Origin of the sequence: Streptomyces sp. NPDC008238 (assembly GCF_042956445.1) — a bacterium.
Lineage (GTDB): Bacteria > Actinomycetota > Actinomycetes > Streptomycetales > Streptomycetaceae > Actinacidiphila.
This window is the reverse complement of sequence record NZ_JBIBGK010000002.1, coordinates 460,920-474,249: the sequence shown is the minus strand read 5'-3', so window position 1 is coordinate 474,249 and position 13,330 is coordinate 460,920. Positions and strand designations below refer to the sequence as shown.

15 protein-coding genes are annotated in these 13,330 nt (G+C 73.8%); 7 read left to right on the top strand and 8 right to left on the bottom strand.

Features of this window, described 5'->3' with window-relative positions:
- The first annotated feature begins 13 nt into the window (after positions 1 to 13).
- Positions 14 to 1,291 carry a thymidine phosphorylase gene (locus tag ACFZAU_RS06990; protein WP_500551374.1) on the top strand — a complete coding sequence of 426 codons (1,278 nt, stop codon included), beginning with the start codon at positions 14 to 16 and terminating at the stop codon, positions 1,289 to 1,291.
- 69 nt (positions 1,292 to 1,360) lie between these two features.
- On the opposite strand, the gene ACFZAU_RS06985 is transcribed toward ACFZAU_RS06990, so the two are convergent.
- Positions 1,361 to 2,647, bottom strand: a complete 1,287-nt coding sequence (locus ACFZAU_RS06985) for an MFS transporter (protein WP_500551373.1) — start codon at positions 2,645 to 2,647, stop codon at positions 1,361 to 1,363.
- A 63-nt stretch (positions 2,648 to 2,710) separates the two neighbouring features.
- Here ACFZAU_RS06985 and ACFZAU_RS06980 point away from each other — a divergent pair, with 63 nt between their 5' ends.
- On the top strand, positions 2,711 to 3,691 hold the full coding sequence (locus tag ACFZAU_RS06980; RefSeq protein ID WP_500551372.1) for a LysR family transcriptional regulator: 981 nt from the start codon (positions 2,711 to 2,713) through the stop codon (positions 3,689 to 3,691).
- 71 nt (positions 3,692 to 3,762) lie between these two features.
- Positions 3,763 to 4,599 carry an aminoglycoside phosphotransferase gene (locus tag ACFZAU_RS06975; protein WP_500551371.1) on the top strand — a complete coding sequence of 279 codons (837 nt, stop codon included), beginning with the start codon at positions 3,763 to 3,765 and terminating at the stop codon, positions 4,597 to 4,599.
- A 21-nt stretch (positions 4,600 to 4,620) separates the two neighbouring features.
- Here ACFZAU_RS06975 and ACFZAU_RS06970 read toward each other — a convergent pair whose 3' ends face one another.
- Positions 4,621 to 5,406, bottom strand: coding sequence for an alpha/beta fold hydrolase (locus ACFZAU_RS06970; protein WP_499606622.1), 786 nt, complete (start codon positions 5,404 to 5,406; stop codon positions 4,621 to 4,623).
- 101 nt (positions 5,407 to 5,507) lie between these two features.
- Here ACFZAU_RS06970 and ACFZAU_RS06965 point away from each other — a divergent pair, with 101 nt between their 5' ends.
- Both ACFZAU_RS06965 and ACFZAU_RS06960 read left to right on the top strand, forming a co-directional pair.
- Entirely contained in the window at positions 5,508 to 6,701 is a 1,194-nt protein-coding gene (locus tag ACFZAU_RS06965; protein WP_500551370.1) for an adenosine deaminase, read from the top strand.
- 166 nt (positions 6,702 to 6,867) lie between these two features.
- Entirely contained in the window at positions 6,868 to 7,197 is a 330-nt protein-coding gene (locus ACFZAU_RS06960; protein ID WP_500459076.1) for a hypothetical protein, read from the top strand.
- 74 nt (positions 7,198 to 7,271) lie between these two features.
- Here the strand turns inward: ACFZAU_RS06960 and ACFZAU_RS06955 are convergent, their stop codons facing one another.
- From ACFZAU_RS06955 to ACFZAU_RS06935, 5 genes are all read right to left on the bottom strand, one after another.
- Complete coding sequence (locus ACFZAU_RS06955; protein WP_500459077.1) at positions 7,272 to 7,472, bottom strand: PspC domain-containing protein; 201 nt, start codon at positions 7,470 to 7,472, stop codon at positions 7,272 to 7,274.
- A gap of 84 nt (positions 7,473 to 7,556) precedes the next feature.
- Entirely contained in the window at positions 7,557 to 8,045 is a 489-nt protein-coding gene (locus ACFZAU_RS06950; protein ID WP_499606626.1) for a VanZ family protein, read from the bottom strand.
- A gap of 53 nt (positions 8,046 to 8,098) precedes the next feature.
- Complete coding sequence (locus ACFZAU_RS06945) at positions 8,099 to 8,758, bottom strand: hypothetical protein (RefSeq protein ID WP_499606627.1); 660 nt, start codon at positions 8,756 to 8,758, stop codon at positions 8,099 to 8,101.
- Positions 8,755 to 10,230 carry an ATP-binding protein gene (locus ACFZAU_RS06940; protein WP_500551601.1) on the bottom strand — a complete coding sequence of 492 codons (1,476 nt, stop codon included), beginning with the start codon at positions 10,228 to 10,230 and terminating at the stop codon, positions 8,755 to 8,757. Before ACFZAU_RS06940 ends, ACFZAU_RS06945 begins: the two co-directional genes overlap by 4 nt.
- A gap of 83 nt (positions 10,231 to 10,313) precedes the next feature.
- Complete coding sequence (locus ACFZAU_RS06935) at positions 10,314 to 10,991, bottom strand: response regulator (RefSeq protein ID WP_500459079.1); 678 nt, start codon at positions 10,989 to 10,991, stop codon at positions 10,314 to 10,316.
- Positions 10,992 to 11,178: 187 nt separating this feature from the next.
- Between ACFZAU_RS06935 and ACFZAU_RS06930 the strand changes: the two genes are divergently transcribed.
- Positions 11,179 to 11,955 (top strand): SigE family RNA polymerase sigma factor, encoded by a 777-nt coding sequence (locus ACFZAU_RS06930; protein ID WP_500459080.1) that lies wholly within the window; start codon positions 11,179 to 11,181, stop codon positions 11,953 to 11,955.
- A 166-nt stretch (positions 11,956 to 12,121) separates the two neighbouring features.
- On the opposite strand, the gene ACFZAU_RS06925 is transcribed toward ACFZAU_RS06930, so the two are convergent.
- Positions 12,122 to 12,745 (bottom strand): ATP-binding protein, encoded by a 624-nt coding sequence (locus ACFZAU_RS06925; protein WP_499606629.1) that lies wholly within the window; start codon positions 12,743 to 12,745, stop codon positions 12,122 to 12,124.
- Positions 12,746 to 12,917: 172 nt separating this feature from the next.
- Here ACFZAU_RS06925 and ACFZAU_RS06920 point away from each other — a divergent pair, with 172 nt between their 5' ends.
- On the top strand, positions 12,918 to 13,268 hold the full coding sequence (locus ACFZAU_RS06920) for a hypothetical protein (protein WP_499606630.1): 351 nt from the start codon (positions 12,918 to 12,920) through the stop codon (positions 13,266 to 13,268).
- The last annotated feature ends 62 nt before the right edge of the window (positions 13,269 to 13,330 follow it).

Sequence of the window (13,330 nt, the reverse complement as noted above, 5' to 3'; positions counted from 1 at the left end):
AGGTACGTGAACCATGGACGCCATTTCCGTCATCCGCACCAAGCGCGACGGCGGCCGCCTCGGCGACGACCAGATCGACTGGGTCATCGACGCCTACACCAAGGGTGAGGTCGCCGACGAGCAGATGTCCGCGCTCGCCATGGCGATCCTGCTCAACGGCATGGACCGGGCCGAGATCGCGCGCTGGACGGCCGCGATGATCGCCAGCGGCGAGCGCATGGAGTTCTCCTCGCTGCCCCGCCCCACGGCCGACAAGCACTCCACCGGTGGCGTCGGCGACAAGATCACACTGCCGCTCGCGCCGCTGGTCGCGGCGTGCGGCGCGGCCGTCCCCCAGCTCTCCGGCCGGGGCCTGGGCCACACCGGCGGCACGCTGGACAAGCTGGAGTCCATCCCCGGCTGGCGGGCGCTGCTGTCGAACGAGGAGATGCTGCGGGTCCTGGGCGACACCGGCGCCGTCATCTGCGCCGCGGGCGACGGCCTCGCCCCGGCCGACAAGAAGCTGTACGCGCTGCGCGACGTCACCGGCACGGTCGAGGCGATCCCGCTGATCGCCTCCTCGATCATGTCCAAGAAGATCGCCGAGGGCACGGGCTCGCTCGTCCTGGACGTCAAGGTCGGCTCCGGCGCCTTCATGAAGAACCTGGAGCAGGCCCGGGAACTGGCCTCCACGATGGTGGGGCTGGGCACCGACCACGGGGTGCGGACGGTGGCGCTGCTCACCGGCATGTCCACCCCGCTGGGCCTGACCGCCGGCAACGCGCTGGAGGTCCGTGAGTCCGTCGAGGTGCTGGCGGGCGGCGGCCCGGCCGACGTGGTCGAGCTGACCCTCGCCCTGGCGCGCGAGATGCTCGACGCGGCCGGCCTGAAGGACGCCGACCCGGCCAAGGCGCTCGCCGACGGCTCCGCCATGGACGTGTGGCGCCGCATGATCGCCGCCCAGGGCGGCGACCCGGACGCGGCGCTGCCCGTCGCGCGCGAGCAGCACGTCGTGACGGCCGAGCGCTCCGGTGTCCTCACCGGCCTGGACGCCTACGCCGTCGGTGTCGCCGCCTGGCGCCTGGGCGCCGGCCGGGCGCGCAAGGAGGACCCGGTGCAGGCCGGCGCGGGCATCGAGCTGCACGCCAAGCCGGGTGCCACGGTCACCGAGGGCCGGCCGCTGCTCACCCTGCACACCGACACCCCGGAGAAGTTCGGCTACGCGCTGGAGGCCCTCGCCGGCGGCGTCGAGATCTCCCCGGCGGGCACGGCGTTCACGCCGGACCCGATCGTGCTGGACCGCATCGCCTGAGCGGGGCCGCCCCGCGGCAGGGAACGGGACCGGTGGACTTCCACCGGTCCCGTTCCGCTTCCCGGCCGGTCAGACCGCTCGTCCCGCCGGGAGGGCGAGCCGCCGGTCCGCCGCCGCGCGCCGGGTCGCGTGCAGCGTGATGCCCGCGACGCCCAGGACGGCGGCCAGGCACAGGGCGACGGTGCCGTTCCAGCCGGCGGAGTGGAAGGCGGAGGCGCCGAGGGTGCCGCCGAGGCTGTTGCCGATGTAGTACGCGGTCAGGTAGAGCGCGGAGGCCTGGGCGCGGCCGGTGGTGGCGGTACGGCTGACCGCGCCGGAGGCGATGGAGTGCCCGGTGAAGAAGCCGGCCGTGATGAGCACCAGACCCGTCAGCACGGCCGCGAGGGAGCCCGCGAGGGTGAGCAGCAGCCCGCCCGTGGCCAGCGCCACGGCGACGTAGAGGGCGCCGCGCCGGCCGAGACGGCCGTGCAGGACGCCGGAGGCCGCGGAGGCGCCGGTGCCGACCAGGTAGACCAGGAAGATGAGGCCGATCGCGGTCTGCGTCAGGCCGAAGGGCGCGGCGGCCAGCCGGTAGCCCAGCACGTTGTAGACGGCGCCGAAGACCGCCATGAACAGCAGCCCGATCAGGTAGAGCCGGCGCAGCAGCGGGGTGCGCAGGTGGCCGGTGACCGTGTGCCAGAGCGCGACGGGACTGACCGGGCCGGGACGGAAGTTGCGGGCGGTGGGGATCAGCAGGCGGAAGGCGACGGCGCACAGCACCGCCATCGCGCCCGCGGCCAACAGCGCGGCGCGCCAGCCGAAGGCCTGTGCCACGGCGCCGGTCAGGACCCGGGAACTCATGCCGCCGATGCTGTTGCCCGCGACGTAGAGGCCGATCGCCGAGGCGACGGCCTTGGGGTGGATCTCCTCGCCGAGGTACGCCATCGCGGTCGCCGGCAGCCCGGCCAGGGCCACGCCCTGCGCGGCGCGCAGCACGACCAGGGTGGTCAGGTCCGGCGCGAAGGGGACGGCCAGGGCCAGCGCCGAGGCGCTGAAGACCGACGCCGTCATCACCGGCGTGCGCCCGTACTTCTCGCTGAGCGCGCTCACCGGCAGCAGGGCCAGCGCCAGCGCGGCGGTGGTGGCCGACACGGTGAGGCTGGCCTGGGCCGGACCCAGGGACAGCCCCGTGGAGAGCGCCGGGAGCAGGGCCTGCGTCGAGTAGAGCAGTGCGAAGGTGGCGAGCCCCGCGGCGAACAGGGCCAGGTTGGCGCGGCGGTAGCCGGGCTCACCCGGCCGGAGCGTGGCGGCTGAGGAGGCGGAGGAGGCGGCGCCCGGCCGTGTCATGGTGGACGCCCCCGTATCGGCGGGAGGCATGTCTTCACGCTAGGCCTGGCCCGTTTCATGCGTCCAATGCACACGGCGCCCATAATCGTTCCCATGGTGCATGAAGCGAGGTCAGCCCGATCGCCGTCGCAGTCCCGTGACGCAACAGACATGCGGGCGGAGCTGGACAGCGCGTCCTGGGCGGCGGTGCTGGCGCCCCGGCTGGCCCAGTTCGCCGCCGTGGCGCGGCACGAGCACGTCACCCGCGCGGCGCGTGAGCTGGGCGTGCCGCAGTCCACGCTGAGCCGGGCGATGGCCCGGCTCGAACTCGACCTGGGTGTGACGCTCTTCGCCCGGCAGGGCCGTACGGTCTCGCTCACCCCCGCCGGCCGCGGCTTCCTCGCCTCCGTGGAGCGGGCGCTGGGCGAGGTGGAGCGCTCGGCGGAGTCCGTGCGCGCCGCGGCCGACCCTCAGTCGGGTCGGGTCGCCTTCGGCTTCCTCCACACCCTCGGCCCGGAGACCGTACCGGCGCTGCTGCGCGCCTTCCGCGCCGACCACCCGCGGATCCGCTTCCAGTTGGTGCAGAACTACGGCGAGGCGATGCTCGCCGGGCTGCGCGCGGGCGAGCTGGACCTCTGCCTGACCTCACCGGTGCCGGACGCCCCGGACCTGGTCGTCCGCCGCCTGGACGAGCAGCGGCTGCGGCTGGTCGTCCCCGCCGACCACCGGCTCGCGACCCGCCGCAGGGTGCGCCTGGCGGAGGCCTCCGGGGAGCTGTTCGTGAGCCTGGAGGCCGGGTACGGGCTGCGGCGCATCACCGACGCCCTGTGCGCGGAGGCGGGCTTCAGCCCGCGGGTGGGCTTCGAGGGGGAGGAGGCCGAGACCCTGCGCGGGCTGGTCGCCGCCGGCCTGGGCGTGGCCCTGCTGCCTCCCCCGCTCGTGCCGCGTCCGGGCGTCGTGGAGCTGACCGTCACGGCCCCGCGCGCGGTCCGCGAGATCGGGGTGGCCTGGCTCGGCGGCCACGCCGACACGGCCCCCGTCGCCGCGTTCAAGAAGTTCCTCCTGAGCCGGCGCGGCCAACTCCTGCCCGCCTGACGGCGCCGCCCGCGCCGGACGGCCCGGAACCCGGATGCGCCCCGCGCCGCCGGTCCCGGAGGATACGGGGCATGCCCCGTGCGACCGGCGCGATCCCGCCGCCCCCGCGTGTCCTGGAGGCCTTCGGGCTGTCCGGCCGGCCCGAGCCGCTCGAAGGAGGCCAGGGGCAGAGCTTCCGGGTGGCCGGCGCGGTGCTGAAGCCGGGCGCCGACGCGGCGGAGACCGCATGGGCCGCGGGGCTGATGGAACGTCTGCGGGGGCGCCGGGGCTTCCGGGTGCCGCGGTTCCTGCGCTCCGCGGACGACGGCCACGTCGTCGAAGGCTGGACGGCGACCGAGTTCCTGCCCGGGGAGCCCGGCCCCGCCGGCAGATGGGCCGCCCTGCTGGCCGCGGGAAGGGCCTTCCACGAGGCCCTGCGCGATGTGCCGCGTCCCACTCACCTGGACGCGCGGCGGCATCCGTGGGCGGTGGCCGATCGCCTCGCCTGGGGGGAGGCCACGGCGTGGATGCCGGCGGACGTCCGGAGGCCGCTCGCCCGGCTGGAGCGGCTCCGCGCACCGGTCGACGCTCCTGCCCGGCTCATCCACGGCGACCTGACGGGGAACGTCCTCTTCGCGGCCGGCCGGGACCCCGCGGTCATCGACTTCTCCCCGTACTGGCGACCCGTCGCGTACGCCGACGCGATCGTGGCGGTCGACGGCCTCCTCCACCACGGCGCTCCGCACGACCTGGTGGACTCGGCCGTCCCCGGTGCCGAGAGCGCGCAGCTGCTTCTGCGCGCCCTGATGTTCCGCCTGGCCGCGTCGGTCCTCCTGGCCGGTCCCGGCGCCGCCCTGCCCGAGGACGAGGTGGCCGGGTTCACCCGGGTCGCCGACCTCGTCGAACGGAGGGTGGGCGGGCGGCCGTGAGCCCGGGGGTCGCCGGACGGCTCAGCGCAGTTGGGGGGACCGGCCGAAGCCGGAGGCCAGGGGCATGCGCAGGCCGAGCGGGGGAGGGGCGGCCAGCGCGTCGGCGACCGGGCGGGCGAAGGAACGTCCCAGCAGGGTGCCGAGGACGAAGTCGGACGTCAGGGAGGCCACTTCGGAGCGGTGGTCGTGGAGCAGGTGGCCGTCGGTGTGCACCTCGAAGCGGCACACGTCCCGGTTGACCTTCTTCACCCGCTCGGCCAGCCGGTAGGAGAGGTCCGGGTGGGTGGAGCCGTCGTTCGTGCCGTGCACGATCAGGACATGGCGGCCTATCAGCTGTTTCACCGGATCGGGTTCGGGCCCGTCCGGCAGCCACGGGGCTATGGCGACCGCGGAGTTGACGGCCGGGTGGCCCGCGGCTCGCAGCGCGGCACGGGCGCCCATGTCCATGCCGACCAGCGACACCGGTACGTCACCGTAACGGCGGACGACCTCGTCGACCGCCCACTGCGCGTCCTCGGCCGGGTGGGCGTGACCGCCGTTCCAGCCGCGGAAGCGGTAGTGCACGACGTGCACCGCCAGGCCCTCACCGCGTCCCGCCGCCCGCACCAGCCGGCGCGCCAGCGGCACCATCGCCGCGGCGGCCACGGGCGAGCGCCGGCGGGTGCTCAGCGCACTGCCGCCGGGCAGCAGCAGCACGGCAGCACGGACCGCCTCCTCGTCCGTCTCCCGCCGGGCCGCCGGGTTCAGACCCGGAGTCACTCTCTTCCCCAACCGCGCACCACGCACCGGTAAAGCTTGCGAAGCCATGGCGTAACCATGGCAGACGGGAAGGTGTGCACGACCTGGCCAGGAGGTCAATATTCAGCATCATCCAAGAGTTCTACGCGCGTAGGGGGTATGTTTCGGAAATGACGAGCTCAAGCACGCTCCCCCTCCCCGCGGGCGCTGCGGGGGCCACCCCCACGCCCGAGCAGATCCGGCGCGCGCCCAAGGTACTGCTCCATGACCACCTCGACGGCGGCGTGCGCCCCGGCACCGTCGTCGATCTGGCCCGCACCTCGGGCTACGACGGCCTGCCCGAGACCGACCCGGACAAGCTCGGCACCTGGTTCCGCGAGGCCGCCGACTCCGGATCGCTGGAGCGCTACCTGGAGACCTTCTCGCACACGGTCGGCGTCATGCAGACCCGCGAGGCGCTCACCCGGGTCGCCGCCGAGTGTGCGGAGGACCTCGCCGCGGACGGCGTCGTCTACGCCGAGGTGCGCTACGCCCCCGAACTCCACGTCGAACGCGGGCTCTCCCTCGACGAGGTCGTGGAGGCCGTCAACGAGGGCTTCCGGGAGGGCGAACGGCGGGCCCGCGAGGCGGGCGGCCGGATCCGGGTGGGCGCCCTGCTCACCGCGATGCGGCACGCCGCCCGCTCCCAGGAGATCGCCGAACTGGCCATCCGCTACCGCGACCGGGGCGTCGTCGGCTTCGACATCGCGGGCGCCGAGGCCGGCTTCCCGCCCACCCGCCACCTCGACGCCTTCGAGTACCTCCAGCGGGAGAACTTCCACTTCACCATCCACGCCGGCGAGGCCTTCGGCCTGCCCTCCATCTGGCAGGCCCTGCAGTGGTGCGGCGCCGACCGGCTCGGCCACGGCGTGCGCATCATCGACGACATCGAGGTCGCGGACGACGGCTCGGTCTCCCTCGGGCGGCTCGCCAACTACGTGCGCGACAAGCGCATCCCCCTGGAGATGTGCCCCACCTCCAACCTGCAGACCGGCGCGGCGGCCTCGTACGCGCAGCACCCCATCGGGCTGCTGCGCCGGCTGCACTTCCGGGTCACGGTCAACACCGACAACCGCCTGATGAGCGGTACGAGCATGAGCCGCGAGTTCGCCGAACTGGTGGCCGCGTTCGGCTACACCCTCGACGACATGCAGTGGTTCACGGTCAACGCGATGAAGTCGGCCTTCATCCCTTTCGATGAACGTCTCGCGATGATCAATGACGTGATCAAGCCCGGTTACTCGGAGCTGAAGGCAGAGTGGCTGTTCCGCCAGACGACCGCCGGCACCGCCGTGGCCAGCGATTCCTCGCCGGAAGAGGGATGAGGACCGGACCGGCCCGCCGTTCCGGTGCGGGCCGGTCCGGGCCCCGGGCGGCCGCGCGCGGCTGCTTGCACCGCCCCGCGTTCCGTCGCTACGTTCCGAAATCCCGCGAACACCATCCGTGTGTTCCGCGGCGGACGCACCATCCCCCATCACGAGGATCGCAACCATGAAGACCGGAACCGTCAAGACTCTCGGTGCCGCCGCGCTGGGCGTGGCCTTCGTCGGGGCCGCCGCGGGCGTCGCCTCCGCCGCTCCGACGGAAGCCAACCTCGGCCTGCCGGACGCCTCGGCCCTGCCGGCCTCCGTGCCGGTCGCCAACGTCGCGAAGGCGGTCCCGGTCGACGCCGTCACCAGCGGCCTGCCGAAGTCGACCAACCTCGTCCCCGGTGTGCAGAACGCCCCCCAGGGCCTGGGCACCCTGCTCGGCGGCCTCCCGGTCGGCGGGCAGCTGCCGCTGGGTCAGCTCCCGCTGCAGGGCCTGCCGATCGGCGGCTGAGCACCGGCCGTACGCACGGCGGACGGGCCGCACCCGTGAGGGGTGCGGCCCGCCGGTGCTCCGGGGCCGTGGCGTCACACGGCGGCCTTCGTGCCCCCCTCGTTCGGCAGCAGCAGCCACAGCGCGAGGTAGAGCAGGAACTGCGGCCCGGGCAGCAGGCACGACAGCAGGAAGATCACGCGCATCGTGGTGGCGGAGGTGCCGAACCGGTCTGCGAGCCCGGCGCAGACCCCGGCGATCATCCGGCCGTGACGGGGGCGGACCAGTGCGGACATGGTGGGTGCTCCTTCGGGAGTCCAGGCCGGTCTCTCCGGCCGATGACATCACCGTACGAGCGCATACCGTCGTGAATCGTCGCTCTACGGTGCGATCCCGACCCTGGGAATCCTCGGGGTCCGCCCCTGAGTGCCGGTCAGCCGGGCCTGCCGGCGGACGCTGCGCCGGTGCACCCAGGCGCGCACCGCGGGCACCACGGCGAGGTGGGCCAGCGCGACCCCGGCCGTGTTGAGCAGCAGGGCGTCCACGTCGAATATCTGGCCCGGCACCCCGGTCTGCACGAACTCCAGGGCGAGCGAGATCATCAGCCCCGCGAAGACCGTGCGCGCGAACGAGCCCGGCGCCGACACCCGCACCCGGCCGCCCGCCATCGGCAGCAGCACACCCAGCGGGGCCAGCAGCGCCAGCCCCGCGCCGATCCGGCGGGCCGCCTCCGCGGGCCCGAGGGCGAGGTCGGAGCGGATGCTGGCGAACGGACGGAGGTTGGGGGCGTCCACCCAGGGCACGTACTGCGGACGCAACATCAGCCACCCGACCAGAGCCAGATGGACCGCGGCGAGTACCAGGCCCACCGCGCGCACTTTCGGGAGAGAGCCGTCGCGCCGCACGCCTGGAAGGACGTCCGTCACTTCACGGCGGTTCCAGCGGTCTCGGCCGCCTCCGGGTCGGTGCGCAGGTCCCCGGTGCAGGTGAAGCGGCGCACCGGGGTGTCGTCGGGGCCGCCCAGGAGCACCCCGCCGGTGACGGAGCTCGCGGCCGTCCCCGCGTAGGTGCACACCAGCTGGGCGAGCGCGAACGGCGGCAGGTCGCCCAGCGGGGCGCTGAGCCGCAGCGAGCCGCGCGGGTCGTCGCGGCGCGGTCCCTCCACCGCGAGGTCGCCCTGCACGGCCGTGGTGAAGCCGGCCGACGACTCCCCGCCGCGCGGTTTGTGCTGCAGTTCGCGCAGGAGCAGCACGGCCGTGCCCAGCTGGTCCAGGCCCTCGGTCCGCACCGAGCGGTTCACCGCGGCCACCTGGGCACTGCACACCAGGTACACCCGGGCGGTCAGCCCGCGGGGCGACGCCGAGGTCGTCGCCGTGGCGGTCGCCTCCTCGTCCGGCACCGCGCAGGAGACACGGGAGGGTGCGGGCCCGGCGTCCACCGGCACCGAGGTGGTGCGGATGCCGCAGCCGGCCAGCAGGACCACGCCGAGCAGGGTGAGGAGCGGGGCGCGCCGACGGCGGGCGGCACCCGCGGACGTCGGAGCCGGGGCGTCCGGGGCGGCGCCCCGGGACGGCTGCGTCACTTGCTCTCGTTCCCTTCCTCGGTCTCCGCCGCCTGGCCCGCCCCGGTGCGCATCGGCAGCCGCAGCGTGAACACCGCACCGCCGGCAGGGTCGTTGGCCGCGGCGATCTCTCCGCCGTGGATGTGCGCGTTCTCCAGGGCGATGGACAGGCCCAGGCCGCTCCCCTCGGAACGGGCCCGGGAGGCGTCCGCCTTGAAGAACCGGTCGAAGACGTGCGGGAGCACGTCCTCCGGGATGCCGGGGCCGTTGTCGGCGACCTCGACGACGAGCTCGTCCCCGTCCTGCCGGACCTTGACCCGGACCGGCGAACCGCCGTGCTTGAGGGCGTTGCCGATCAGGTTGGCCAGGATCACGTCGATGCGGCGCGGGTCGAGCAGCGCGATGATGCCGCGCGGCGCGTCCAGTTCCACCGCGTCGAGCCAGGCACGGGCGTCGATGCAGGCGGTGACCAGGTCGGAGACGTCGACGTCGTCCATGACCAGGCGGGCCGTCCCCGCGTCGAAGCGGGTGACCTCCATCAGGTTCTCCACCAGCTCGCCCAGCCGCTTGGTCTCGCTGACCACCAGCCGCACCGCCGGGGCGATCATCGGGTCGAGCGAGTCCGCCTCGTCCTCCAGGACCTCGGTCACGGCGGTGATGGCGGTCAGCGGGGTGCGCAGCTCGTGCGACATGTCGGCGACGAAGCGGCGGCTGGCCGCCTCGCGCTGGCTGAGCTCGTCCACCCGCCGCTCCAGCCGCTCCGCGGTGCGGTTGAACGTCCGTGACAGCTCGGCGAGTTCGTCGGTCCCGGTGACCCGCAGCCGGGTGTCGAGCTTGCCCTCGCCGAGCCGCCTGGCGGCGTCGCCGAGGCGCGCCACGGGCCGCAGCACGGTGGAGGCCGCGGCCTGGGCCAGCAGCGCCGCGCCGATCAGGGCGAGGGCGGTGGCGATGCCGAGCGACCAGGCCAGCGAGTTGAGGTCCTTCCGCTCGGCCTCCAGCGACTTGAACATGTAGCCGGTCGGCCCGCCGCCGATCACCTTGGCCCCGCCCACCAGGTACGGCTGGCCGTTGCGGGTGACCCGCTGCCAGTACAGGTGGTACTCGGCGGGGTCGCCCGCCTTGGGGTTGCGCTTGCTGACGGCCTTGCGGAGCGTGGAGGGGACGGCGTCCAGCGAGAAGCCGTCGCTCTGCGACTTGGTCGCGCAGCGCTCGCCGTCCGGGCCGGTGCCGATCAGCAGCACCTGGTAGTTCTGCGTGCTGCTGCCGATGTTGCGCGCGGCGTCGGCCAGCTTGTCGCAGGACGGGTGCCGGGGCAGCGAGCCCGCGTTGCGGGTCATCGAGGCGCGGAAGTCGTTGAGGGCGGCGTTCTGGGCGCGGGTCAGCACGGCGTCGCGGTTGAGCCAGTACGCGATGCCGGAGGCCGAGACGGCGGCCGCCAGGGCCACCGCGGCGAAGACGGCGACCAGCCGCAGCCGCAGGCTCGTCAGCCGCAGCAGCCGCGACCTCCAGCCGCTCAGCCGCCGGTCCGCGCCGTCGTCACCCGTCGTGTCCTCGCGGTCCTCGTTGAGCGGTTGACTCACGCCGGCGCGTCCAGGCGGTACCCGACACCCCGGACGGTACGGATCAGGGTCGGCGACGAGGGCACGTCCTCGATCTTGGCGCGCAGCCGCTGCACGCAGGCGTCCACCAGCCGCGAGTCGCCGAGGTAGTCGTGCTCCCACACCAGGCGCAGCAACTGCTGCCGGGACAGGGCCTGTCCGGGCCGGCGGCTCAGCTCCAGCAGCAGCCGCAGCTCGGTCGGCGTGAGCTGCAGGTCCTCGCCGTTCTTCGTGACGGTCATCGCCGAGCGGTCGATGACGATGCTGCCGAAGGCGGCCGAGTCGGTGCTGTCCCGCTCGCCCCGCCGCAGCACGGCACGGATGCGGGCGTCCAGCACGCGGGGCTGGATGGGCTTGAGGACGTAGTCGTCGGCGCCGGACTCCAGACCCACCACGACGTCGATGTCGTCGGAGCGCGCGGTCAGCAGGATGATCGGCAGTTGGTCGGTGCGCCGGATGCGCCGGCACACCTCGAATCCGTCGATGCCCGGGAGCATCACGTCCAGCACGATCAGGTCCGGCCGCTGCTCACGCAGCAGTTTCAGCCCGTCCTCGCCCGTGGCCGCGGCCACCACACGGTGGCCCTGGCGCGACAGGGCGAGTTCGAGGCTCGCTCGGATGGCGTCGTCGTCCTCGATCAGCAACAGGAAAGGCACGCTCGCATTCTCTCCCAAGAGGGCCCGTGGAAGGTACCGCCGTGGTCTGTGACGGGGCTGTGACACTCGGCGGACAGCGCCATGAAACTGGCACGGCAGGCTAATGCCCATCGACGGGGACGCCACCGGGCGGCCCTCGCCGGACAGGTACGAAGACCAGACCGGCTCCACCCACGGGGGGCGCGAAATGAACGCACTGCACAGCACGACGACCACCGCAGTCCTTCAGCCGCGCCTGCACACCGCGGGCAGGGGCGCAGAGAAGTCCGGTGCCACGGGCGGGCGGGGGTGCGCTCGTGGCACCGGGCGTCAGGTGGTCCGCAACCGGCCGCCGTACATCACGGCGGTCGAGGGCGGTCACGGGGGAGACGGGGGACACGGGGGTGTCGCCGGCGGGGAGGCCACGGGGGCCCGGGAGATCCCGGGGGAGCGGTGCTTCACGGCGGACGCGGACTTCACCGCGTACGTCCAGGAGCGCCGGGCCTCCCTGTACGCGACCGCCTACCACCTGACGGGCGACCGCTACGAGGCGGAGGACCTGCTGCAGAGCGCGCTGTTCTCCACCTACCGGGCCTGGGACCGGATCAGCGACAAGGCCGCGGTCGGCGGCTACCTGCGCCGGACCATGACCAACCTGCACATCAGCGCCTGGCGGCGCCGCAAGCTCAACGAGTACCCGACCGAGGAGCTGCCGGAGACGGCGGGCGAGACGGACGCGATGCGCGGCACCGAACTGCGGGCCGTGCTGTGGCAGGCACTGGCCAAGCTCCCGGAGCCGCAGCGCACGATGCTGGTGCTCCGTTACTACGAGGGCCGCACCGACCCGGAGATCGCCGAGATCCTCGGCATCAGCGTCGGCACGGTGAAGAGCAGCATCTGGCGCTCCCTGCGCCGGCTGCGCGAGGACCAGACGCTCAGCGCGGGCGTCGACGAAGAGGCGGCGTTCGGCGAGCTGGTGGCCTGACGCCGGGGGGAACGGGGGCCCACGGGGGGATCGGGGGAGCCCACGGGGGGATCGGGGGAGCCCACGGGGGGATCGGGGGAAGCAAGAGGGAGCGGTCGCGCCCAGCGGGGGGTCTGTGCGCACCGCTCCCTCACGCATGTCCTTACGGACCCGCGCGCCGTTTCGTTCAAACCTGGACGGCGACCGGTGGGAAATTTGCACGACCGATCCGTTCCAGCGCCTCGTCGCGGTCGCACACATGCGCCCCGAGCGCCGCGTGCCGGGCGACGATGTCCCGTTCGGCGCGCATCAGGTTCCAGCCGCGGCGCAGCAGGAAGGACAGCGACTTCCGCCCCTCGCGCAGGTCGCGGACGAAGCGGCGGCGCGCGGTGGTGACCGCGCCCCGGCTCAGGCACAGCGCGTCCGCGAGCAGGCCGAGTTCGGCGCAGCGCGCGACGATGTCGGCGGCGAAGATGCCCTCGGCGATGAACAGCGGCGCCCCGTCGAGGCCGACCTCCGCCCGCCCGGTGATGGAGCTGGTGGAGATCTCGTACACCGGGACGGCCGTCCGGCCCGTGGCGCACAACTCCGCGACGGCGTCCACCGCCGCGTCGGCGTTCCAGGACGACGGGGAGTCCCAGTCGGCGCCGATGCCGCTCGGCAGCATGGGGAGCGACGGGTCGTCGTGCTCCTTGTAGAAGTCGTCCAGCCGCAGGACCGGCAGGCCGGTGCGGGCGGCGAGGGAGGACTTGCCGGATCCGGAGGGACCGGTCAGCAGGATCACGCGGGCGGCGGGAGGGCGAGAGCTCACGGGACACCAGTGTGACGCATTACGCCTTTGGAGTGACCCGCCGGGACACGCTTTGGATGCGTGACGTTCAACCTAATACCGTGAGTGACGTCATTGTCGCGTACGGGGACGGTCGCCGCGCCGTCCCGGGACCGGTCCGTGGGCGGGCCGGCGACCAGGCAGGTGGATCCTCATGCCGCAGTTCTCCCGCACCCTTCTCCGCGCCACCGTCCTCGCGGTGTCGTCCGTCGCGGCCGTCGCCTCGGCGGGGGCGGCGCACGCGGACGCCGAGAGCGAAGGAGCGGCCACGGCCGCCAAGGCCGGCCGGGCGGCGACGTCGGCCCTGATCGGCACGGTGAACCACCTGCCGGTCAACCCGTTCGCGCAGACCAGCGTCAACCCGCTGGACAACTCCGTGGGTTCGCAGGTCGCCGACTTCAAGCCGGTCTCCACCGCGGACGTCACCAAGCCGGTCGCCGACAGCCGTACGGTCTCCGACCTGCCGCTGGTCGGCGACACCGTCAGGACCCTGCAGGGCGGCTGACGCCGCTCCGGGACGCGTACGGCGGCGGGCCCCCGCGGACGTGACGTCCGCGGGGGCCCGCC

Bases quoted from the DNA above. Each gene is read 5' to 3' on its own strand.
- ACFZAU_RS06990 (WP_500551374.1), top strand. From the start codon at position 14: ATGGACGCCATTTCCGTCATCCGCACCAAGCGCGACGGCGGCCGCCTC.
- ACFZAU_RS06985 (WP_500551373.1), bottom strand. From the start codon at position 2,647: ATGCCTCCCGCCGATACGGGGGCGTCCACCATGACACGGCCGGGCGCC.
- ACFZAU_RS06980 (WP_500551372.1), top strand. From the start codon at position 2,711: ATGGTGCATGAAGCGAGGTCAGCCCGATCGCCGTCGCAGTCCCGTGAC.
- ACFZAU_RS06975 (WP_500551371.1), top strand. From the start codon at position 3,763: ATGCCCCGTGCGACCGGCGCGATCCCGCCGCCCCCGCGTGTCCTGGAG.
- ACFZAU_RS06970 (WP_499606622.1), bottom strand. From the start codon at position 5,406: ATGGCTTCGCAAGCTTTACCGGTGCGTGGTGCGCGGTTGGGGAAGAGA.
- ACFZAU_RS06965 (WP_500551370.1), top strand. From the start codon at position 5,508: ATGACGAGCTCAAGCACGCTCCCCCTCCCCGCGGGCGCTGCGGGGGCC.
- ACFZAU_RS06960 (WP_500459076.1), top strand. From the start codon at position 6,868: ATGAAGACCGGAACCGTCAAGACTCTCGGTGCCGCCGCGCTGGGCGTG.
- ACFZAU_RS06955 (WP_500459077.1), bottom strand. From the start codon at position 7,472: ATGTCCGCACTGGTCCGCCCCCGTCACGGCCGGATGATCGCCGGGGTC.
- ACFZAU_RS06930 (WP_500459080.1), top strand. From the start codon at position 11,179: ATGAACGCACTGCACAGCACGACGACCACCGCAGTCCTTCAGCCGCGC.
- ACFZAU_RS06920 (WP_499606630.1), top strand. From the start codon at position 12,918: ATGCCGCAGTTCTCCCGCACCCTTCTCCGCGCCACCGTCCTCGCGGTG.